17 protein-coding genes are annotated in these 21,280 nt (G+C 44.8%); 2 read left to right on the top strand and 15 right to left on the bottom strand.

The annotated features are described in order from the left end of the window. Positions 1-125 precede the first annotated feature (125 nt). The 9 genes from NSQ50_RS15745 to NSQ50_RS15705 all read right to left on the bottom strand — a co-directional run bounded on the left by NSQ50_RS15745 (position 126) and on the right by NSQ50_RS15705 (position 12,359). Positions 126-3,422, bottom strand: coding sequence for a chitinase N-terminal domain-containing protein (locus tag NSQ50_RS15745; RefSeq protein ID WP_076223673.1), 3,297 nt, complete (start codon positions 3,420-3,422; stop codon positions 126-128). Between the two features lie 275 nt (positions 3,423-3,697). After that, a complete protein-coding gene (locus NSQ50_RS15740) occupies positions 3,698-5,617 on the bottom strand; it encodes an AraC family transcriptional regulator (protein WP_076223670.1) in 1,920 nt (639 codons plus the stop codon). 133 nt (positions 5,618-5,750) lie between these two features. Continuing rightward, positions 5,751-6,698 (bottom strand): ABC transporter substrate-binding protein, encoded by a 948-nt coding sequence (locus NSQ50_RS15735; protein ID WP_076213785.1) that lies wholly within the window; start codon positions 6,696-6,698, stop codon positions 5,751-5,753. Positions 6,699-6,723: 25 nt separating this feature from the next. After that, positions 6,724-7,773 (bottom strand): NAD(P)/FAD-dependent oxidoreductase, encoded by a 1,050-nt coding sequence (locus NSQ50_RS15730; RefSeq protein ID WP_076223667.1) that lies wholly within the window; start codon positions 7,771-7,773, stop codon positions 6,724-6,726. A 25-nt stretch (positions 7,774-7,798) separates the two neighbouring features. After that, on the bottom strand, positions 7,799-9,109 hold the full coding sequence (locus NSQ50_RS15725) for an NtaA/DmoA family FMN-dependent monooxygenase (protein WP_076223664.1): 1,311 nt from the start codon (positions 9,107-9,109) through the stop codon (positions 7,799-7,801). A 209-nt stretch (positions 9,110-9,318) separates the two neighbouring features. Then, positions 9,319-10,116: an AraC family transcriptional regulator gene (locus NSQ50_RS15720; protein WP_256718562.1), complete on the bottom strand. Its 798-nt coding sequence runs from the start codon at positions 10,114-10,116 to the stop codon at positions 9,319-9,321. 153 nt (positions 10,117-10,269) lie between these two features. After that, complete coding sequence (locus tag NSQ50_RS15715) at positions 10,270-10,554, bottom strand: hypothetical protein (protein WP_076223661.1); 285 nt, start codon at positions 10,552-10,554, stop codon at positions 10,270-10,272. A gap of 23 nt (positions 10,555-10,577) precedes the next feature. After that, entirely contained in the window at positions 10,578-10,937 is a 360-nt protein-coding gene (locus tag NSQ50_RS15710) for a HesB/IscA family protein (protein WP_370510539.1), read from the bottom strand. Between the two features lie 18 nt (positions 10,938-10,955). Next, on the bottom strand, positions 10,956-12,359 hold the full coding sequence (locus tag NSQ50_RS15705) for an MFS transporter (protein WP_051490956.1): 1,404 nt from the start codon (positions 12,357-12,359) through the stop codon (positions 10,956-10,958). A 166-nt stretch (positions 12,360-12,525) separates the two neighbouring features. On the opposite strand from NSQ50_RS15705, the gene NSQ50_RS15700 reads away from it, so the two are divergent. Then, positions 12,526-13,209, top strand: a complete 684-nt coding sequence (locus NSQ50_RS15700; RefSeq protein ID WP_036677115.1) for a helix-turn-helix transcriptional regulator — start codon at positions 12,526-12,528, stop codon at positions 13,207-13,209. A gap of 310 nt (positions 13,210-13,519) precedes the next feature. Next, on the top strand, positions 13,520-14,332 hold the full coding sequence (locus NSQ50_RS15695) for a class I SAM-dependent methyltransferase (protein WP_038571275.1): 813 nt from the start codon (positions 13,520-13,522) through the stop codon (positions 14,330-14,332). A 93-nt stretch (positions 14,333-14,425) separates the two neighbouring features. On the opposite strand, the gene NSQ50_RS15690 is transcribed toward NSQ50_RS15695, so the two are convergent. From NSQ50_RS15690 to NSQ50_RS15665, 6 genes are all read right to left on the bottom strand, one after another. Beyond that, positions 14,426-14,617: a hypothetical protein gene (locus NSQ50_RS15690; RefSeq protein ID WP_036677120.1), complete on the bottom strand. Its 192-nt coding sequence runs from the start codon at positions 14,615-14,617 to the stop codon at positions 14,426-14,428. 128 nt (positions 14,618-14,745) lie between these two features. Then, entirely contained in the window at positions 14,746-15,009 is a 264-nt protein-coding gene (locus tag NSQ50_RS15685) for a hypothetical protein (RefSeq protein WP_051490957.1), read from the bottom strand. 160 nt (positions 15,010-15,169) lie between these two features. After that, positions 15,170-15,757, bottom strand: a complete 588-nt coding sequence (locus tag NSQ50_RS15680; protein ID WP_076143671.1) for a DUF1349 domain-containing protein — start codon at positions 15,755-15,757, stop codon at positions 15,170-15,172. Between the two features lie 137 nt (positions 15,758-15,894). Next, positions 15,895-16,905, bottom strand: a complete 1,011-nt coding sequence (locus tag NSQ50_RS15675; RefSeq protein WP_076143672.1) for a phosphotransferase enzyme family protein — start codon at positions 16,903-16,905, stop codon at positions 15,895-15,897. Between the two features lie 161 nt (positions 16,906-17,066). Then, positions 17,067-18,896 carry an RCC1 domain-containing protein gene (locus NSQ50_RS15670; protein ID WP_076223659.1) on the bottom strand — a complete coding sequence of 610 codons (1,830 nt, stop codon included), beginning with the start codon at positions 18,894-18,896 and terminating at the stop codon, positions 17,067-17,069. A gap of 53 nt (positions 18,897-18,949) precedes the next feature. After that, entirely contained in the window at positions 18,950-21,274 is a 2,325-nt protein-coding gene (locus NSQ50_RS15665; protein ID WP_340949608.1) for an exosporium glycoprotein BclB-related protein, read from the bottom strand. Positions 21,275-21,280 lie beyond the last annotated feature (6 nt).

The raw sequence follows: 21,280 nt of genomic DNA, 5'->3' as shown, positions 1-21,280 counted from the left end.
TGCAGCCCTGGTGCGAACCAGGGCTTTTTGCGAGGCACAATGAACTAATGGTAATGTAAAAAACGAAGAGCGGCCTGGAATCCGGCGCTCTTCGTTTTTTACTGTTATTGTTACTGCCATTCAGTTTAGCGGATGACCGTTACCTTGATCGTATCACTGGCAGTTACTCCCGCCGCGTTGACCAGCTCCGCCCGATATTCGTACACACCGGCAGTGCGTCCGCTGATGGTGGTTGCTGCACTTTGCGCCGAAGGTGTATGGGCATTCAGCGGCTGTGAGTCGATGAGCTCCCCGTTTTCATACAGGCGGTACTCTGTAGCGTTAGTTCCCCACCAAAGATTCATCGACACCTTATAGGTGCCATCTCCGTCCCAGTTATCTTCGGACAGAATCGGCTTGCCCGGCGCAGAGTCACTTATGGTGACCGTAAGCGAATCGATCTTGGTCGTGCCATATTTGTTGGTTAACTCCGCAGTGTATACATAAGTGCCGTTCACCTTGCCATGAAGCTCTGTGCTTGCCGTCTGGGCAGCCGGCGATACATCCTTCAGTGTCTTAGAATCAATCAGTGTGCCGTTCTCATAGAGTTTGTAGCTCGTGCCGTTATTACCCCACCATAGGTTCATGGTGACCGTATAGTTACCATCACTAAGTCCATTAGCATAGCTGCTGTTGGAGGAAAGATCAGCCTGTCCTGGCTTACCAGTCGCAATCACCTGGCCGCCAATAACCTGGAAAGTATAGCTCTTTTCAGTCGTATTGCTGGCCGCATCCTGCACGGTGTATTTCACGGTGTGGGAGCCGGCGCCTAAATCTGCGGCGCTCAGGGTCTGGCCCTCGGCAATCGTTTTCCCATCTAATAGAAGCTGTTTCGAGGTGACACCTGACAATACATCGTCAGCAGTCAATTCAAAGTAAAGCTGCGCTCCTTCTTCTACATCTCTCACCTCATGGCCGGATTCCTTCAGTTCGGCAACCGGTGGAGCCGTATCAATATTGAGGTTCAACGTCTTGGGATCTTCCGATTTGCCTTTTCCCGGCACAGCATGGTATGTCAATGTATGCCGCCCGTCTTCCTTCAGGTCCACAGGTGTACTGTACTCAGCTTCCTTGTTGCCGTTAAGCGAGTAATAAACATTAGCTGTATCTGTATTAACCTTCAGGGTAACGGTGACCGGCTGGTTAAACCAGCCGGAAGCATTAGGCTCGGCAGACAGCGTCGCCGTTGTCACCGGAGCCCCCTCTTCTTCTGCTGCGGCGAAGTCATCGAGGCTTCTCGGCTTGAGCTGGTAGATGCCTTTAAAAATTGCGGCAACACCTGTGATATTAAGTTTTTGTCCCTCAGTATAAGGGAAGATATCCTTAGTAATGCCTGTCCGGGCATCCACGCGCACATGATTGCTAGTCCCGTCGGCGTTGACTGCGTCGAATTCAAAGGAGCCGCTTGGCGTAGCGTTGATAATGTTCGCCACTGTCACACCGTTCAGTTGAACCAATTGGCCTTGGTTGGCATCATTCACCATGTTCGCCGCAATCGGCTGCGGCAGTGCCGCCGTGCCCGTCTTCGCAATTTGTACTGCTTCGGTCAGCTCCAGCTCTGTGTTGTACAGTGCGGTGGACGCTGTTACCTTGACCTTATCGCCCACGTGGAAGCCGCTCTGACTCTGGAAGACATAAACCCCACCGGTTCCATCTTGGAGATAGAAGGACTGTCCGCCAAAGATACCCGGCTCGGTCGTCACGGTCCCCTCCACCGTTACCAGTGATCCGGCTGCCTTAGCCCGGGAATCGCCGATAGAGATTGCAGCCGGTATGGGATCTTCCTCAGCCGGAAGCGGTTCAGCAGGAACATTGCCCAGCGTCACCGATTCAGTCTTGAGGTTTGTACTGTTCTGACGGAGGCGCAGATTGGATGCAGCTGTGGTGCCTGGCTTGATCTGGATCGTCAGGTCCTTGTAGGCATGACCGTTCTGATCAGCCGTCAGATTGAATGAGGAGCTATAGCCGTAGCTGCTTGGCCAGGTGCCGTCGCTGTTCTGAATCTTGGCGATTTGGGCGCCGCTGCTTACCTGGTAGACACCTACCTGGAAGCCGGAAACGCTTGTGCCTGCTGGAAGATTATCTGCACTCACCCGAATCTGAAAATTCTGTGCATTTGGCAGCACAGCCTGGTGCGTGAAGTTATAAACCGCACTTGCAGTGGCTGCCGGTCCGCCGTAGGAGCCTGCTTTGAAGGTGCTGCGATCATACCATTTGTAGCCAGCATTTGGTTGAGCCCAAGGCTCCGGTTGCGGCTCAGTGGACAGCGCTGGCTCCTCGAATGGCAGCAGTGCTGTCGGCTGATCTAGCATCAGGCCATTCACCTGGGTGAAATCCGTATAGCTCTCCTGCTCAGCGAGCCAGTTGACGGTGTTAACCAGCAGTGTGGCATCGTCCACTTCCTTGAAGCCATCGTAAGTTGTTTTCTTGGCGCCGGTATCTTCGCGCAGGTATTTCGGTGTTGCATCCTCTACAGGAGATGAGTCACCGATGAAGGCTGCCTTGCCGGCGCCTTTTTTCGCAACTGCCACATAAGGACCTTCTGCCACACCGCCGCCGTTATAGACCCCCTGGTCTACGGCATTGGCCCAGGCAGCATTGGTTTGCGGCAGGTAGACGATACCTTTCGCACGGGCTGGGTCTAGAATGGCCAGCGTGGAACCGGCATGCATAGCTACCGCCGATACGCCCGTTGTAATGCCGAAGGCTTGATCGGGAGCCACGATGTTGGTTGCGTTAATGTCGCCAAGCGCATTGTAGCGGAAACGGACACCGAACTCGTCCGCCAGCCAGTCAGAGCTAACCACACCCTGCATGGCTGCAGAAGCGACCTCATCGGCATTCATGCCTTTGGCTGGATTGTCCCACGCTCCACGGCGGTAGCCGTTGAAAGCTTCAGAACCATCCCAGCGGTTTTTGTTGCGGTCGGCATTATAATGGTCGCCGATGAAGAAAATACTGCCGCCATCCTCCACATATTCCGCCATCGCAAGCTGCTCGCTTGCTTTGTAGGGCACGTTGGATTCGGCGACGATGTAGACATCATAATCGGAAAGATCACTCAAAGTAATTGGAGTCGTCTTGCGGAGTTCTTTGACATAATAGCCTTCCTGGGCAAGGGCATTCCCAAAGTCTGAAAAAGCGCCGTCAATCACCCAATCGGCTGCTCCCGCAGTCTGCTCATGGGTGTTGTCAAACAGGATCTTCTGGCCTGCATGCTCATTGACCACTTTGGCCTCAATGTATGGTGCAGGATCGTTTGGTCCTTCTGCGAATACCGCCGAACCGGCTCCGAACGTGAACAGCTGAAGTGGTACGGCCACCGCCACAGCTAGAGTGCTGTTCATCAGCCTCTTTTTCCAAACTGAATTCTTCTCCTTCATACCCTTCCTCCTCAAGAAATAGTCCGGTGAGTAATTACCATAAATACCCACCTGCTTGACATCTACTATCCTATCTCAAAACAATTAAAAAAAAGATAGATTTATGTAAACTGCTGTAAAAATTATACTTTTGGCCTATAAAACGGGTCGAATATAGAAAGGGTATTATGAAAAAAGTCACAGTTGCTGAGGCTCATGATGAAGGATTGGGCTATCGGGATATTAGTACAAAAAAAAGCGAAACGGATAAATGCTCCGTTTCGCTCTCTCCTAAGTTACTGATAACCAAGTAACAAATTCACAATCGTATCAAGCTGAAGCTCTAATGAAAAAGGGTCCTCCATTACGAATTCATCATGATAATTATCGCCATACAAATAAACTTTGCCATTTTTCACTGCAGGGATGCCTTTCCATATGTTACTTTCCATTGCTTTATTGGTTGCATCCGCATCGCCATTATATACAAAAACATAATCACCTAAGTATTCTGGAAGCACTTCAAGTGAAATGGATTCAAACCCCTCCGCCATATTTTTGGCACTTTCTGTTGGAGGCAGCTTCAGCATATTGTATATAGTGGAAGAACCATAATTTCCTCCCTTTGCCGCTAAGACGTACACGGCCTTTTGTGAAAACTGAACAATCGAAACGGTTTCCCCTTCCTTGATAACCCCGGCAAGTTTCGACTTTGCTTCAGCTACTTTCAGTTCATATTCCGTAATCCATTCTTCTGCTTCTTTTTCTTTTCCGAATATTTTGCTTACACTCCTAAATTTATCAAGCGGCCCTGCTGTTTTTAACCCCTCCCAATAAGGCAGAAAAACAGTGGTCCCAATTTTCTCATATTGTTCTATGTTCTCATCGATCGAACCGATAATTAAGTCCGGATCTAGCATCGTTAATTTTTCCAAATTTAAAGGAAAATCCCCTAAATCCTCAATTTTCTCGATCGTTTCTTTGGGTATGTCCGCTTTTTCCATCCACCCTTCATCCAGCATAAACGTTCTTGCTCCGATGGGTATAATTCCTAATTTCAATAAATGCCCCATATATTGGTCAGCCGCCACTCTTTTCGGCTCTGCTGGTACTTCCACATCTCCCTTAGGCGTTGATAATATTCGAGTGTTCGTACTTTCTTCTGATGTTGCTTGATTTACGGTTCCATTCCCATTACTTTGTTCCTTCGTAGCAGTACCCGTCCCGCTTGAGCAAGCACCTAATAATAGAGAACTGCAAAGCAGTAAAGCTGCCGTCGTCTGAGATTTTGTCATTTTAAACATAGGTAATTCCCCTTTTTCCCTATTATGATAATGATTATCATTATTAATATACTGTTGAACGATGGGTTCAAAAATAGAGGATGTGGGGAAGTTTAATGGACTTTCAGCAACTTTAGGCCGCTGAAACTCTCTTGTTCTAAAATGTGCAGGGGATACACCTTTTCTTTTCTTGAAAATTCGGCTGAAATAATATACGTCTTTATAACCAACACTTGCTGATATTTCCCCGACCGAAGCATCTGTTGTCATTAAAAGCTCCGTTGCAAGTTCAAGCCGAAACCGAATTAAGTAATCAATCGGACTCATACCTGTGTGCTCTTTAAACAAGGATGACAAATGATAAGCACTGAAATTAAATACTTCCGCAAGCGAATCTAATGTAATTGGCTCCGCATAGTACTCCTGGATATAGGTGATTACCTGGACTGCAACACTTGTTTGTTTCACTTCAGTCTCTTTTCTATGTAATTCTTTTAAAACCTGATGAATGAATTGATAAAAAAGTGATTTTACATTGAGTCTCTCTTCTTGCTCGTTCCATTTTTGATACATCAATTGCATTTTGTTATAAAGTAAAATGGGTGCATCTGGGGAAAAACAATATTGTGTTTGGAACAGATCCTCCTCTTGCATCCATGCACGGTAATAAATGATATAGTAAACAAAATTCTTGCTTGTCGGAACAATATTAAGGGTCGCTCCTTTCCCGCTATGCAGGACTTGAAATCCTGTAAAAGAAAATTCAGACTGATCTAATTGAACTTGAGCGCTCCCTTGTACCGAAAGTAAAAATATACTGGCAGGAATCTTATATTTATGAAGAATTTCGCCCCGAACCCTTTCAATACGGCGCACATCCAATAACTTGACCGTCGCTTGGTCCCAAAGCAATATTTGATTGCTTTTGTGCATAATGACTACCCCTCCGTTATCTGTCTAATACTCATCATAAATGATAACCATTATCAATAACAGTCAAGATATTTAACTTAATAACAAAAATCCGATTGCCCTAAAAGGTGCAATCGGATTTTGTAATATAATTTTATTGTTCAGACGCCAATTGCAGAAAATGATCTGCAGCCAAACGGACAGCCAGGATACTTGCGCTATTGAGTGAGTTATCAAAGATAAGTACATGATTGTTTTTCACTGCTTCCAGTGAGTTCCACACGTTCGAAGTTTCCTTGTCCTTGATGGCTGCCTTTGCGATATCCATATCATGCTGGATAATAATATAATCTGGATTCATGCTGTATATTCCCTCCAGAGAAAGTGCCCCTCCCTCTTCAGGATATCCCTTTGGTGGCAACAACCCAAAGCCTACAGTTTGATTGTAGTACATCGTGTTTTTAGAGCCTTGAGCATTAAAATTGGCTTTTCCGTCGACCCGTAGTAAAGCAAATGTTTTATTCTCAAGACTACTTAACTGTTCTTTTGTTTTTGCAATCATTTCTTGGGTTTCCTTAATGGCTTGTTCCGCTAATGTCTCTTTACCAACAATCTGAGCACACAGCATGGCCGTTTTTTCCCAGGTATCGGTGTAGTCAATTAAGATGACTGGTGCAATCTTATTCAACTCTTCATAATTGCTATCAACAGAACCCTTGAAGGTTACAATCACATCTGGCTTTGCATCCATGATCATTTCCAGGTTCGCATTGCTGCTGCCCAAATCAATAATTTCAGCAGTTCCAGCATAAGGCTGTAAAGTAGCAAAATCCTTCATCGCTTCCGCTGCATTGGTTGATGCGATTGGAGGAGTATCTAGAGCAAAAAAGTAATCTAAATACAAGGGATGCAAAACCGCTATACGCTCAGGACGTGTCTTAAGCACCACTCCATTGTCGCTGGCATCCGCAATTGTTCTAGGCCATCCCGCTTCATCGATCTTGCCGGCTTCCGGTGTAGGCGTGACTGAAGTTTCGGAACATCCAGCCAGTAATCCTGCAAGTATAATTAAGGATGCAATCCATCCATATAGTCTTTTCATTTGGCTCCCCCTTGAGTTGTTATCATTACTGTCTGTATAAATGCTTCATTAAATCACGGTTTTTCTGCGTGAACAGGTCATTATGTGAAGACACCATCCCGGACGAATTTGCCTCCGGTGTGATGTATTGTTTGGCTTGGTTTACCGCATTGGCAGCATCCTGGAATGCCCCCGCGATCAGGTGCAGTTTCCCATCATGGTGTAGAACATCACCTGCCGCATAAATACCCGGCACGGATGTCCCGCTCGTTACTGATCCTGAAATCTGATGTTCCCACAGATCCATTTTAATTTCACTGTTCACCAGCAGTTCTTTGTCGCGCTCATAACCGTGATTAATGATGACCTCATCGACAGACAGCTCAAATGCCTCTCCGTTGTCATTACTTTTCAGCAGTACAGTCCCTATTCTTTCGTGATCCGGTGTGGCAATCAACTTTTCGATTGAAGTATTTAACAAGCACTCTACGCCATTGTTTGCCAAGCGTGAAATATCGGCTTCATGCCCCTTTAAGTTCTCTTTCCGGTACGTCAGAAACACCTTTTTGGCAATCGGAGCCAGTTCATTCGCCCAGTCAACAGCAGAATGGCCGCCTCCCGATATTAGGATAGTCTTCTCTTTAAATCGGGCAAGTGACTTCACCGTATAATGCAAATTTGTGATTTCGAATCTTTCGGCACCCTCGATTTCGAGCTTGACCGGCTTCAGAATGCCTCCTCCAATGGCCAATATCACAGTTTTAGTGAAATGCTTCCGGTTTGCGGCGGTGTGTAAAATAAAGTAACCTGCTTCATCTTGCGAGATGGATGTGACCTTTTCATTAAAGGCAACCTCCGGTTGGAAAGTCATCCCTTGAGCAACCATTTGTTCAATAAGTTGTGAGCCAAGAATAGGCTGTAAGCCTCCTACGTCCCAGATCATCTTTTCCGGATAGACATGCACCTTGCCGCCAAGTACAGGTTGGAATTCTATAATTTTGGTTTTCATTTCACGGAGTCCGCTATAAAATGCAGCAAATAATCCAGCCGGACCGCCGCCAATAATCGTAACATCAAACAATTCCACTTCATGCATCGTTCAATCGCCTCATTTCTCTTTTTTAAATCCCTAAATGCTCACGGAAAGTGCTTCCAGTATATTCACTCCGGAATAAACCTCTTTCAACCAGCTCCGGTACCAACTTCTCAAAAAACAACTCCATAGATTGTTCCGAGCCGCCTGGCAAGGCGATGAAGCCATCCATAGCCTCCGCATCAAACCGTTCAATAATATCGTTCAGCACATCCTCTACTGTCCCGACAGATACCCAATGTGCAGATCCGACAACCTCCGGCCTGTCCAAGATTTCTTTCACTGTAGGCTGGTTTTTGATAATATACCGCCGTAACAATTCGGCATGAGTCCGGCTGCGGACGGCCTGACTGGAATCGGGTAATATATCGTCAGTTACTCGCTTATCTAAGGGATAACCGCTTAAATCAAGACCCATCACCGATTTGAGCGAAGCATGTCTGCGTTCAAGGCTTAAATTCGCATGTGCAGCCTTATGTAATTTAAGTGCTTCTTCGCGCGTATCGGCCAGGAAAAAATATAAGCCCGGCAAAACTTTGATAGCATCCGGATCACGGCCCTGCTCAGCCGCTCTTCTTCTCAGATCATTCCTTAGTTCCACTCCCGATTCGATATCCGGCATTGCCGCAAAAATAGCATCAGCTACAGATGAGGCGAAATTCCGTCCAATGTCTGAAGCACCAGCTTGAAATAGCGGCGGTGTTCCTGATTTGTGAGCAGGCAAAGTAAGCGGCCCTTTTACACTGAAAAATTCCCCGGAATGATTAATGGCAGTCACTTTATCCTTATCCGAAAACATACCTGACTGACGGTCGATAACAATCGCTTCATTCGGAAAACTCTCCCAAAGCTTGCGTACAACATCCGTGAATTCCATAGCCTTGGCATATCTTTCTTCCGGTGACGGCATAGGTGAATCGCTGAAATTATTGGCACCTTCAATCGAAGTGACAATATTCCAGCCGGCGCGTCCATTGCTCAGCCAGTGTAAGGACTGCAATTGCCTTGCAACAACATACGGCGGATTAAAAGTAGTGGAAATCGTCGTTACCAGTCCGATCCGCTCGGTTTCACGAGCTATCGCTGCAAAAAACAATGCAGGGTCGGGGCTGCCGAAATTTGAGGAGTCTCCTAACATCTGCGGGCTAACATACAGATAATCAGCCCTGAAAAGAAAATCGAGCTTTGAATTCTCAGCCATTTTTGCCAAATTAATATAGTAATCAATAGACTCCATCTTCTCTACTCCGCTATCCGGGTGTCGCCAGCCGTCTCCTTTCATCCAGGTTGCATTTAAGGACAGGCCAATACATAATTGTCTTGGTCTTTTTTCTGTCATATCTACCAGCCTTTCATTTATAAATCAATTTACTGATAATGATTCTCAGTTACAAAGGTGAGTTTATCAAAAATTTAAATAAATTCAAATGTACAAATCTCAAATCCAGCATGCATCATTATTTAATCTAAATAAAAAAAAGTCTGCACTTCTGGCTTATCACCAGTAGCTGCAGACGTAGTTCAAGTACAAGAAGCTCATTATGTACATTACTTATAGGCAGAGGGAGAAACACCGAATTTCTTTTTGAATAATCGGCTGAAATATAGTGGATTGTCATAACCAACACGGTCAGCAATCTCGCGGATAGGAAAATTACCTGCTTTGAGTAATTCACAGGCCCGTTCCAAACGATAATTAACGACATAGTCGATTGGTCGTAGTCCCGTATATTTATGAAAGAGGTAAGAGAAGCGGTTGGCACTCATTGCATGCTGTTCCGCTAACTCACCGAGTGTAAGTGAATTCATATAATGAAGTTTAATATACGCAAGAGCTTCGTCTACCATTTTTTGATTCGGAGAACTATCGTTCTCTCTGTAACTGCACGCAATCAGAACCTGATGCATCAGGCTTAAGAACAACTCCTTGATACGCAGCTTCCCAATTTCTCCGGATGGATGGGCATTCTGATGGAGCATAATTAGTAATTCAATAATCTTTAGATTCGCTCCCGGCTCCAGCTTGAAATGAGAGTCAAATTCGTGAGTACTATTCATTTCTTCCGGCATATCCAATTTATAAAAAAGTGAGTAATACTCGAGCTCAGATTGTCCTATAACCTGCGAATCCATCTGCATGCCCGGAGCAGCATGAAAAACTGATCCTGGCCGTAATTCATATACCGTTCCATTCACACGTATTCTGGCTCCCCCGCGAATGATAAATAGAAATCCATGCTTAACGGTGGTGAATTCACTTAATAAGCTTTTGGGCTGGATGACTAAGCGGCTTCTATCTTCTATTTCATAGACACCTTTAGTAAATGCCTTTGCTAATTTGTCCAAATTTATCAATGTTCTGCACCTGCTTCCTAGCACCATGCTTCTTTTAAGATCAGATCCAATTCTGATATTTATTTAAAACAGTATAGACAATAGTGTGCGAAATTGCTAGAAGTGTAGTAGATATTCTAATGTACATTGTACCCAAGAAGATGCTCAGGAGATTTTGGTTGAAAATATGCCGTTTTCATTACAATCAATTTGAAGAAGTTCATCCTGTAAAATCCAAATATCAGTTTTTTCAACAAAAAAATGAAATCCGCCAATGGATTGAACCCATGCGGGATCGATCGGTGTAGCACTTGCATTAATTCCAACAGTGAAGGCATTTGAGCCTCCACCGGCATATTTTGCATAAATTCTTACATATTGGTCCTCTTCCAAACCCCATTCATTCTTAAATGAATCCAATGCTTTTTCGGATACTGCAAATGATATCATTCCTCTTCTCTCCTTTCTGCTGTTCAATCACATTTTTTTATTTCGCCACGATAATTGGCCATTCTGAAACTGGCTCCGCATCCACATGAAGCTTTTGCATTAGGGTTATTCATAGTGAATCCGCCTACCATTCCACTCTCTTCATAGTCAATTTCAAGACCGTCAATATAAGGAATACTATTCGGGTGAACCAATATACTAAAATCCTTTTTATTTAATACAATATCCTCTTCTGCCTGCTGTTCATCTACGACTAGGGTATAGGATAATCCACTGCATCCCCCTTCATCAACACCCACTCTAAGGAATGGATTTCGGATATTCGCACTTAATAAGATTTCGGCGATTTTTTCTGATGCCTTATCACTGACCTCGATGATCATTGTGAACTCCTCCTTCGTTTATTTGTTTTTCAAACCTAAAGATTGGATACCCGTTCCTATCTGTTCAGCTACTGGTGAGATCCGAGTGCTCGCAAATAAACTCATTACAATCAACAAGAGATGGAAACCCATTGCTACAATTAATCCGGATTGGAGTGACATTCCGCCAGCCTGACAAACCACAAGAATGGAACCGCCGATCCCGATAACTACACCGGGTGTAAAAGAATCCGCAAATTGCAGATTTGCCGAGGTGTTGCCGACACCTCCTTCTCTTGTCTGAGAAAACGCCACAACACCGCTAATCGGATGCGCCAATCCAATGCCGATTCCAGCGATGATCTGTCCAATAACTGCAACGGTAACGGTCACCACGGGTATCCAAAATACGATAGTAATCCCTATGGCAAGCAGCAATACACCCAGAATAATTCGCGTATGCCGTCCACGCCCCTGATCTGCCGAATCCCACCGTCCTTGCAGATACGCTATGACGCACCAACTCAACGCAGCACTCGCTACAATCAATCCGGCCTGAGAAGGCGTTATTCCCTTCACATCGATTAGAGCCAATACCAAGAAATTCTGTGTGCTGGTATAGGCAGCGAAGAACAGCCCACGTGTTGCCAGAATAGCTGGCATGCCTCTTCGAAGCGTAAGAGTTCCCTTCGGCAGCAGTTTGCGGAGCGGAAATATCATCAGTACTAAGCCGATAAGGACTAAAACAAATCCCATAATACTCGGAAGCATGCTTAGACCAACCAAGAAAATCCCTGTACCCATCGTTAACAGTAAAGCCATCCAAGTCGATGAAGCTCCGATATCCCCTTGTGTCTTCGGTGTTTTTAATTTCGTGAACGCAGGTAAACTAAGCAGCGCTGAAATTATCAGGATCGGTAATATTCCCCAGAAAACAAACCGCCAGGACCACTGATCTGCGATAAGACCTGCAACGTATGGACCGAGCATGGACGGAAGAACATAGGCCGTACCAAACGCTCCTAGTATTTTGGCGCGTAATTCATCCGGGTAGCTTAAGGATATTGCTGTGTACACACAAGTCATCATAGCTCCGGCGCCCAAACCCTGCATGGCCCGTGATCCTATCATGGTAAACATATCGCCTGATGTTGCGGCAGCGATCAACCCAACGATAAACAAAAGTAGTGCGATAGTGAACGGTACTGCAGGTCCTCTTCTATCTATGATTCGACCGACGACCAGAGTTCCGATAATCTGCGCAAGCAGATACGTGCTGAATATCCAGCCAAACAGGCTAAGGCCGTTCAAATCTCCAGCAATCGAAGGGGCAATGGTGGTTACGGACAGACCTTCGAATCCAACAGCCATCACTGACAGAATAATACCTATGGATAGTGCAAAATAACGTGGGCTGAAAATACTTTGATGATTAGACGACATGAAATGTGACCTCCAAGAAAATTGGTATGTATACATCGTATCCGGACACTTAGTAAACATTTTTGTTTATAATGTCTAAGCTACAGTTCAGCTTTGACTTTGTCAACATTTTTGTTTAAAATGTAGTCTGTGATGTAGATTTAGTTGCTTCAAAAGGAGGTGCACCTTGAGCCGAAATCAAACCAAAAAGGATGTCTCAACCAAGACCCGAAGAGCGATCATTGATCTGTTAAAGCAGCAAGGGGGAATGGATGTTATGGCACTCTCCTCGCAGTTTTCGCTATCTGGAATGGCTATTCGTCAACATTTGAATGCGCTGAAAGAAGAAGGGCTGGTTACTAATAAAGAAGAGGCCCGTCCCATGGGGCGGCCCACCAAGCTATGGATCTTAACCCCCGCGGCCGATCGGTTTTTTCCAAGCGGATATTCGGATTTATCCGTCAGTCTGATCCATTCCATGAAAGAAGCTTTCGGAAACGAGGGGCTGGACAAGCTGCTGGCTGTTCGAAATAAGAATATGCAAGAACAATATCTTCAGCAACTCGGTGATACAGCAGATGTTAGAGTGAAGCTGGAGAAACTGGCCGAGATTCGAACAAATGAAGGGTATATGGCCGAGGTTAAGGAGCAGGATGATGGCAGTCTTTTATTCATTGAGAAACATTGCCCGATCTGTGAAGCTGCTGCTGTATGTACCGGGTTATGCAAAAATGAGTTACATCTATTTAAAACTGTTCTAGGTAATAATGTTCATATTGAACGGGGGGAGTACATATTAGCGGGAGGAAGAAACTGTGTATATACGGTTAGAAAAAATAAGCTCCTGTTTCCAAGCTGCCATGCTGAATGACCGCGCCACTAAGGGAAGGGTGTTCCCGTTGAAATATTCATAATTTGAAGCGGTACCTTGCAGCGGTTTTACATATTGTAACAAATTCATGGGGCATAACTTTCCTTTTCTGATATGGTCATATCATGCTTTATTTCATAAATGGAAGTTTTAATAGAAAATTATGGATGGTTATGTTCATGGGAAAATGGTAGATTATTCTATGGTTGATATTTCAGCTTGTTCGTGTTCGATATATGTTATTAGGATTACGCGCAAGTCGGGAGATATGTTTAGGCTTATATAATCTATATTTGGGGCGGGTGTCTGCATGGACAAAAATTCTGGTCATAGAACAAACGTTATAGGCGCGGGTGAGGTTGGCGTCGCCATCTCGGTCGATATGAATACGAATGCTATTCATGAAACAAACAGCTTATTTTGGGATACAAAAGGAAATGATGTTTTAGGAGCTACCGCACTACCTTTATATGGAGCATTTGTCTCAGAAGAACAATGTCAACTTTTTGGTGATGTCTCAGGGAAAAAGTTGCTGGAGATAGGCTGTGGAAGCGGTCAATCTTTGCAATATTTGGGGGAACGCAATGCATCTGAACTATGGGGTACGGATATATCAGAGAATCAAATCGAAAAGACTAGGCAACTTTTGACGGCGCACGGACTTTCAGCAAATTTGATCTGTTCTCCCATGGAAGAAGAATGTGGCCTGCCAGAGGATTATTTTGACTTTGTTTATTCGGTTTATGCCATAGGCTGGACAACAGACCTTGAGGGTACTTTTAGCCGGATTGCTTCTTACCTTAAAAAAGATGGATCATTTATTTTCAGCTGGTCTCACCCTATACACAAATGTGTTGTTGCAGAAAATGATATGCTTGTTTTCAAAAAATGTTATTTCGATGAATCTTGGTATTCAGTATCTCTTGAAGAAAGTACGCTAACCTTATCGGATCGTAAATTATCAACCTATGTGAATGCGCTCTCTAAAGCTGGATTTGTTATTGAGCAAATGATTGAGCAATCTGATGATGAACTTATGCAGTCGCGGGACGATAAAAGCGATTTTGCAAAAAAAGCAAAGATGCTTCCTGTAACTTTTGTAATTAAAGCAAGAAAACTCTAGCATCCGATACCTATTGAACAACCTTACAACGTAATAATTATTATTCTAAGCCGATCCAGAAAAGGATCGGCTTATTTGATAGCTTTGTTAAGATCAATCTTGCCTGTTCTCAACAGATTTCATACGGTTTTGATCATCTGGCACTCGGTCATTACTGAATTCCTGGCCTGCTTCTACTTCACCATGACCGGAAGCACTTCGGGCAAAATTTGTGAACTGCCTCTTCTGCTCATCTAGCTTATGTTTACTTTTAAGAAGCTCCTGCGGATCTTGATTTGTCATCATTATCACCTCGCAAAATGGATTCATGCTGTTTATTCGCACTACATAAGTTTTCCATAATAGAGCGGTGCTTATGCAAGATAAAAAAACTCCTGCTCACCATAAGCAGAAGTTTCTAAATGAAGTTCTATTTAACGAAAAATATCAATTATTTTATGCAAAACAAGGTATTCCAAAACAACAATCCCACCGCAAATGAGTATAAAAAACTGAAGTCTTGCCGTATTCATTCTATCCTTCCAATACTCTCCCCGGAATAAAGAAATGATGTTAGGCGTAAAAGTATGCCTAATCGATTCGTTATAATCATCATTATCCACGAAGAACACACGAAACAAAAATCTATATACTGGAATATTTAAGAACAGTAACAAAATGATCATCACAAGACTCAATGTCCTCTCCTCCCAAGATCCACTTATCTTAATTTTACCACATGAGTAAATGTAGAAATCGGAAACTGATGACAACTTTATAACCGCTCCACTAAAAAAAGACCTTCCCTTTATAGGAAGGCCATTATTGAGTAATATTCACTTTCAGCTGTGTAAACGACTATTTATGCTCCAACCACTTACACTCAGTAATTTCCATTTCCGTGAAAACACCTTTAAATGAAGAATTCTCTGGGCTACAAGCATATAAGCCAAAATTTATTTCCTCATTCCCTTCAAACAAATGAAAAATACGCATCTGTTCAAATGTAGTTCCATCCAAAGAGCTTTCAATACAGAAATCACTTTCACGTCGACTTAGTCTATAATACATTGTTTTAATGTTTGCATCGATATCTGTTGTTGCCCAATCTGAATATCCGTGATTTGTAACCACACTTCCAAGTCTTTGGAATTCCTCATTTTCATATTCTACCGATGCCTTGAACCAATTGTCACTGTCCTGATAGATGACTATCCCACACTGCTCGTATCTATTTGCACTATCATAATCTGTTCTTACTATAAATGAAAAATATTTCTCAGCAGTTTTCATTAACAGTGCAGGTGAATTATCATTTCTAAAACCATAATAGGTTCTTTGCCAAAAATCTGTATTCGGCATCGTTACAAATTCAATCCTGTTTTCTGTAATAGTATAATCAGTGATTGGATTTATCCAAAAAAGCTGTTCTTTATTAAAGTTCATTGCTCTACTCCTCACTTTTTATAAAGTTTTATCAACCATTTTCATTGCTAAGATTCCAAATACAATTTAAATAGTTTTCAGCAGTTCATCCTAATAATACCATTTGAAGAATATAACGCACATCATTTTCTAATCTTTTATATTGAAGTATCCAGAGAATTAAATAAAAAGGTTGTCCCGTTCACATAAGCTCTCAAAATCGCTTGAGCATATGGCTGCTCTTCGATCAAACCCTCGGTCTCTAGCGGATTCTCTGCATGAAAGCTATAGGCTTCGATTATTGCCATGACTAAGAAGCACTCTAGCTTCATTATATGTTCATCTTCCAGCTTTCTGATTCTCTGATATCCTTCGACGAAATAAGCTCTTTGTGTTGGGTATAATCCCATAATAGCCTGAGCTATATCGTAAAGATGGTAGCCGAAGCCACACCTGCCAAAATCAATAGGGTACGGTTCATTATCCTGAAAAATGACATTTCCATTATGTAAGTCCGCGTGGATCATCCCGTAATTTTGTTCATGTCTTGTGAACGTTTCGAGACATGTTGCCACTTTAGTGGCAGCTACGGAATACAACTTAAAACCCTCATCCGATATGAAATGTTTGCGATGTAGACTTAGGTGATCCCAGTCCCGTTTAAAGCTCAGTGCACCCCAAGAAGGACGAGTAAAGCCGCTGGAAGTACTAAAATCAGAGCTGGCCTCATGAAGCTTTGCCATCAATGATCCTGTTTTACGGATGCCCTCCTCCGTTAGTTCGCTTTTGTCTACATACTTTCCCTCGACCCATCTCATTAAGCTCGAATAAAACCGTTGTCCGTCACACACCGACGTTTCCGTAATAAAGGCCCCTTCACGATTGGTTACAGCTTCGGGCAAGATGAGGCCCTTACTCTTCAATGCGAACAACCACTCTATTTCTGAAATGGTTCCTTCGCGTTGTTTGTTATTCGGGTGAATACGGAGCAAGAACTGTTCCCCCACTTCGCTTACAATGCGGAAGGTGACATGTTCGGATACTTGAATGAAGTGAATGGAGTTCCAGTCTATTTCGTATTCCTGCAAAGCATGAAAGGCCGCTTGCTTTACTTGTCTCAGAGTTCGGAGTCGATTCTCCTCAGTATTGATCTGAAAACCGTTATTCATTGCTTATCTCCTTTGTCTACCATACTTCCATCATTTTAACAGTCTAGACGGATAGCTGTAATGATAAAGAATGAATATGAAAAGAGTTTTCTCTTTTTGACTCACCTATAAAAATAGGGAATTCATTGCCATTTAGGCCTGAAATTCCCTACTCTTCAAATCTAATAAGATTCTTCTTCAAGCGAAATTGCAACAGGTTCTATGACATTAGTATAAGTGCCATCACCAAGCTGGGCTAACCCATTATACCCCCAGGTCAGCAAGGTCCCCTCCTCACTAACCGCACCGCCGCTCATATAACCTGCACTAATAGCGACGATACGACTGCCAATGTTGAGCTTAGAAGCGAGGGAACGCTCCGACTCAGCACTACCACCGAGCTGGCCCTCATTGTTCGCTCCCCATAACCATACGTTTCCATCGCTTTTCAGAGCCATGCTATGCAAGGCGCCAGCGGATACACTGATAACTGAACCAAGATCCAAGGCTTGAACGGGAGTATAATGATCTTCGGTTGTCCCATCCCCCAAGATTCCCTTAACGTTCGTTCCCCAGCTCCATACGGTTCCGTCCTTTTTCACTGCCATGCTGTGATAGAAGCCGGCAGCTACGGAAGTAACGCTGCTTAACTCAGCAACCTGCACTGGGGTCACGTGGTCGATTTTTGTGTTATCTCCGAGCTGACCGTAGGCATTGAACCCCCATGCATAAACCTGACCATCGTGGCTAACCGCTAGATTATGAAAGGCTCCGGCTGAGATCGATGCGATTGAGTCCAAACCTGCAACCTGCACCGGTAATGCACTATCCTCGGTGGTTCCATCTCCAAGCTGACCATATGTGTTAAGTCCCCATGCCCACACCGTTCCATCGGACAACAACGCTAACGAATGCTGCTCACCTGCTTGAACCGCTATGACATTCACTAATCCAGTCACTTGCTGCGGCACAAGCTGGGGCGCCGACGTACCATTACCCAGCTGGCCCACGCTATTGCTTCCCCATGTCCAAATCGTTCCGTCCGTCGCGAGCGCGATGGAATGGTCTTGTCCAACGGATGAGGCGCTTATCTCCGGCAAGCCAACAATTCGCACAGGCTTATTACGAGCAATGGTTGTGCTATCACCGAGCTGGCCCATCCTATTATTGCCCCAAGCCCATACGGTACCATCCGGCTGTACAGTCAATGTATGAAAGGAATTCCCGTTGCCCATGCTCATAATGGGACCAACATTACTTACAACATCAAGTGTACTAACCTTCAACTCGTTACTAATTGCTGATTTGTTCCCTGCTTCGTCTATAGCTTGTACTACAAAGGTATACTCCTGTCCAGCCTTCAAGTCGACGGCCGTGTAGACCGTTGTGCTAACTGTTACTTCTGCCAACAGATCAGAGTCCTTATATAGAACATATTCCGCAACTCCGACATTATCCTCGGATGAAGTCCATGCCAAGCTAATGCTATCTGATGTGCGACTGAAAAGAGTTAGCTCGGGCGTACTCGGTGATTCTTGATCGGCTAGAGGGAGTTCCTCTTCCTTCGTTGTTGGTGGGTACGCTTCCGCTGGAAGCGTACTTGCGGTTAAAGGTGGACTTGTTTTCGACACGGGTCCGGATATGTTTACGGCTTGGACCGTAAATGTATAGCTCCGGTCTGAAACCAATCCCTTCACCGTATACTCCGTTAATTCGCCTGAATCGAAGGTATAGACCACATCGGTTACGCTAGGATTGGTAGACTCCATTAGATTTACCTTATAACTCACATCCGTGTTAGAGGTTCCCTCTACGGCATCCCAGGTAAGGCGAATGCTTGTGGAGGTTGAATCGCTGACTGCCAGATTCGCTGGTGCAGCCAATAGCTTTACTTGTTCAAAAGAGCGTCCTTTTGCATCTCCTACAGACGGGAATTGAATGACGGATGGAAATATAAGAACTAACACCAACATTAAGCTCAATTTTTTTATCGGAAATAGCTTCCTTGCCATTTTTAATCACTTCCTATCAAATAAAATGGATGGTTCCTACCTCAAATCTTGAATTACTTAATCTCAATTCCGGCGCTGGCATAACCTGTTACAGTATTTATCAAGCTTAGACCGGAAGCCGTCGAAGAGAACACTAACATTAAGCGATCGCCAGCCTGAACAGCCGTATTTATGCCTTTGACTGATCCGTCACTAGTAGATCCAATAGAAATTATTCCTGTCAAACTAGGCGCCAAGGATACTGCTGAACCAATAATAGGTGTAAAACTGTTGCTATTACTATCCGCTTTATATATTTCTGCTTGAACGTTTATGGTCGTGCCTATTAAAGAAAACGCTAAAGTTGGGCTGAAAAAAGCATATATTGAAGTGATCGTACCATTACGTGGAACGATAAACGCTTGGTTGTACGGATCTTTTGTAGGATCAGAACCATTACTTCTGGTTAAATCTATTTTTCCACCTACTATACTAGCTCCTGAGTACGAACTGCCAAATCCAAGCATCGCAACTGTACCTTTTAATCCCCCGACGATTGTTGTTACAGTAATTGGTGATCCGGAAGAGAATGGAATTATAGTTGATGCGCCAGATGCCCCGGTAGCTCCGGTTACCCCTTGAATTCCTTGTACTCCCGTAGCTCCGGTTGCGCCAGTTACTCCTTGAACTCCTATTGCACCTGTAGCTCCGGTAGTTCCAGTCACCCCTTGAACTCCTTGTGCGCCTGTATCGCCAGTTACGCCTTGAATTCCCTGAACTCCTTGTGCCCCGGTAGCTCCGGTTTCACCTTTAGAGACAAGCAGGGTAAAGTCGTTATTTATATCAGAAGGTACTCCAGATGGGTTGTTTATAGTAACGATGTAGATACTTCCTAAATAAGTAACGACTTGTCCTGCATGATAGGAAGTCGCTGAATTGAACGGAGCAATGCTATCAAGACCAATGCCAGTTGCGCCAGTCGATCCGGGAGCACCGGTTATCCCTTGAATACCCTGTGCACCCGTTACGCCAGTTGACCCCATCGCTCCATTAGCGCCAGTTGCACCGTTAGCACCCGTGGCACCTGTTGCCCCATTTGCTCCGGCTGCTCCAGTAGCCCCGACAGCACCAGTTGCTCCAGTTGCGCCAGTAGCTCCAACAGCCCCAGTAGCTCCGACAGCACCAGTCGCTCCATTAGCACCAGTAGCCCCGGTTGTGCCAGTAGCTCCAACAGCCCCAGTAGCCCCGACAGCACCAGTAGCCCCGACAGCACCAGTCGCTCCATTAGCACCATTCGCCCCGGTTGTGCCAGTAGCTCCAACAGCCCCAATTGCCCCGACAGCTCCGGTTGCACCAGTCGCTCCGGTCGCACCAGTGACACCTTGCGGTCCACTTGAACCAGATACCCCATTTTGACCCGCTGGACCGGTAGCACCTGTGTCTCCTTTTTCCCCTTTCGAACTAGTCTGGCCTACAGCCCCTAATCCCAACACTTCAACGAAGGATGCCATTCCTCCATTATGAATAAGCGTCACCAAAGACCCCGCAGGAAACACGCCCTTGCCATTGTCCCCGAACAGAACAGATTTGCTATTGATTTCGAGCTTCTCTGTCTGACCGCTGCTGCTTAAGAGTTCGATCGAATTTTTGGACATCGAGACGACAGAGCCATGGATAATCCGATCGGATACCTTGCTCGCAAATATTTCAGTCTTAGACAAGATAGCTGCAAACTCGGCGCGAGTAGCCGTCTGCTTAGGCTTGAAAGTATTATTAGGGAAGCCAGATATGACCTTGCGGTTAACTGCGGCATTAATGTAGCCTGCTGCCCAGTCCGATGCGTCTGATGCATCCGAGAAACCTATGTCGCTATCCCTAAACTCGATAGCTTCGGATTCTTTGCCTGCGGCACGAATAATTAGACGTGTTATCCACTCTCGACTTGCTTGCTCTTTTCCCCAGATGACGGTGTTGGGTCTCGCTTCCTCGCTTGGAATCACGAGGCCGATGTCAATCGCTTGCTGAATCCAAACAGTAGCCCAAGAATCTACGGTGAAGGGCAAGCTGCCGCTAGTAGCCTTAGGTTGCTCATATCCCATGAACCTGAGTACCATAACAACCGCTTCCTGATTCGTGACTGGTCGGTTAGGGCTAAAGTTTCCGGAACCGTCTCCTTCGATTACCCCAAGCGCGGAAGCTTTAGTGATATACTGATATGCCCATGAGGTAGAATCGACATCACTGTAAGCTGCTGCACTTGCCCGGGGTAGAATACTGCTATAAGCAGGGCTCAAGGGTGCAATCAACTGACTCATCAGAATAAATGCCATTGAGCTCTTGTAAGCTAACTGCTTGCCACTTTTCTTGCCACTTGTCTTCGTCCTCTTTAATCTTGCCATTACTAA

Origin of the sequence: Paenibacillus sp. FSL R10-2788 (assembly GCF_038003885.1) — a bacterium.
Lineage (GTDB): Bacteria > Bacillota > Bacilli > Paenibacillales > Paenibacillaceae > Paenibacillus_AQ > Paenibacillus_AQ odorifer.
Note: the sequence above shows the minus strand (reverse complement) of the source record. Positions and strands in the feature narration are given on the sequence as shown.

What these genes read in the sequence shown, in the direction of transcription:
- NSQ50_RS15675 (WP_076143672.1), bottom strand. Translation starts at nt 16,905, where the DNA reads ATGAATAACGGTTTTCAGATCAATACTGAGGAGAATCGACTCCGAACT.
- NSQ50_RS15740 (WP_076223670.1), bottom strand. Translation starts at nt 5,617, where the DNA reads ATGCACAAAAGCAATCAAATATTGCTTTGGGACCAAGCGACGGTCAAG.
- NSQ50_RS15745 (WP_076223673.1), bottom strand. Translation starts at nt 3,422, where the DNA reads ATGAAGGAGAAGAATTCAGTTTGGAAAAAGAGGCTGATGAACAGCACT.
- NSQ50_RS15695 (WP_038571275.1), top strand. Translation starts at nt 13,520, where the DNA reads ATGGACAAAAATTCTGGTCATAGAACAAACGTTATAGGCGCGGGTGAG.
- NSQ50_RS15690 (WP_036677120.1), bottom strand. Translation starts at nt 14,617, where the DNA reads ATGATGACAAATCAAGATCCGCAGGAGCTTCTTAAAAGTAAACATAAG.
- NSQ50_RS15705 (WP_051490956.1), bottom strand. Translation starts at nt 12,359, where the DNA reads ATGTCGTCTAATCATCAAAGTATTTTCAGCCCACGTTATTTTGCACTA.
- NSQ50_RS15725 (WP_076223664.1), bottom strand. Translation starts at nt 9,109, where the DNA reads ATGACAGAAAAAAGACCAAGACAATTATGTATTGGCCTGTCCTTAAAT.
- NSQ50_RS15735 (WP_076213785.1), bottom strand. Translation starts at nt 6,698, where the DNA reads ATGAAAAGACTATATGGATGGATTGCATCCTTAATTATACTTGCAGGA.
- NSQ50_RS15730 (WP_076223667.1), bottom strand. Translation starts at nt 7,773, where the DNA reads ATGCATGAAGTGGAATTGTTTGATGTTACGATTATTGGCGGCGGTCCG.
- NSQ50_RS15670 (WP_076223659.1), bottom strand. Translation starts at nt 18,896, where the DNA reads ATGGCAAGGAAGCTATTTCCGATAAAAAAATTGAGCTTAATGTTGGTG.
- NSQ50_RS15710 (WP_370510539.1), bottom strand. Translation starts at nt 10,937, where the DNA reads ATGATCATCGAGGTCAGTGATAAGGCATCAGAAAAAATCGCCGAAATC.
- NSQ50_RS15665 (WP_340949608.1), bottom strand. Translation starts at nt 21,274, where the DNA reads ATGGCAAGATTAAAGAGGACGAAGACAAGTGGCAAGAAAAGTGGCAAG.
- NSQ50_RS15715 (WP_076223661.1), bottom strand. Translation starts at nt 10,554, where the DNA reads ATGATATCATTTGCAGTATCCGAAAAAGCATTGGATTCATTTAAGAAT.
- NSQ50_RS15680 (WP_076143671.1), bottom strand. Translation starts at nt 15,757, where the DNA reads ATGAACTTTAATAAAGAACAGCTTTTTTGGATAAATCCAATCACTGAT.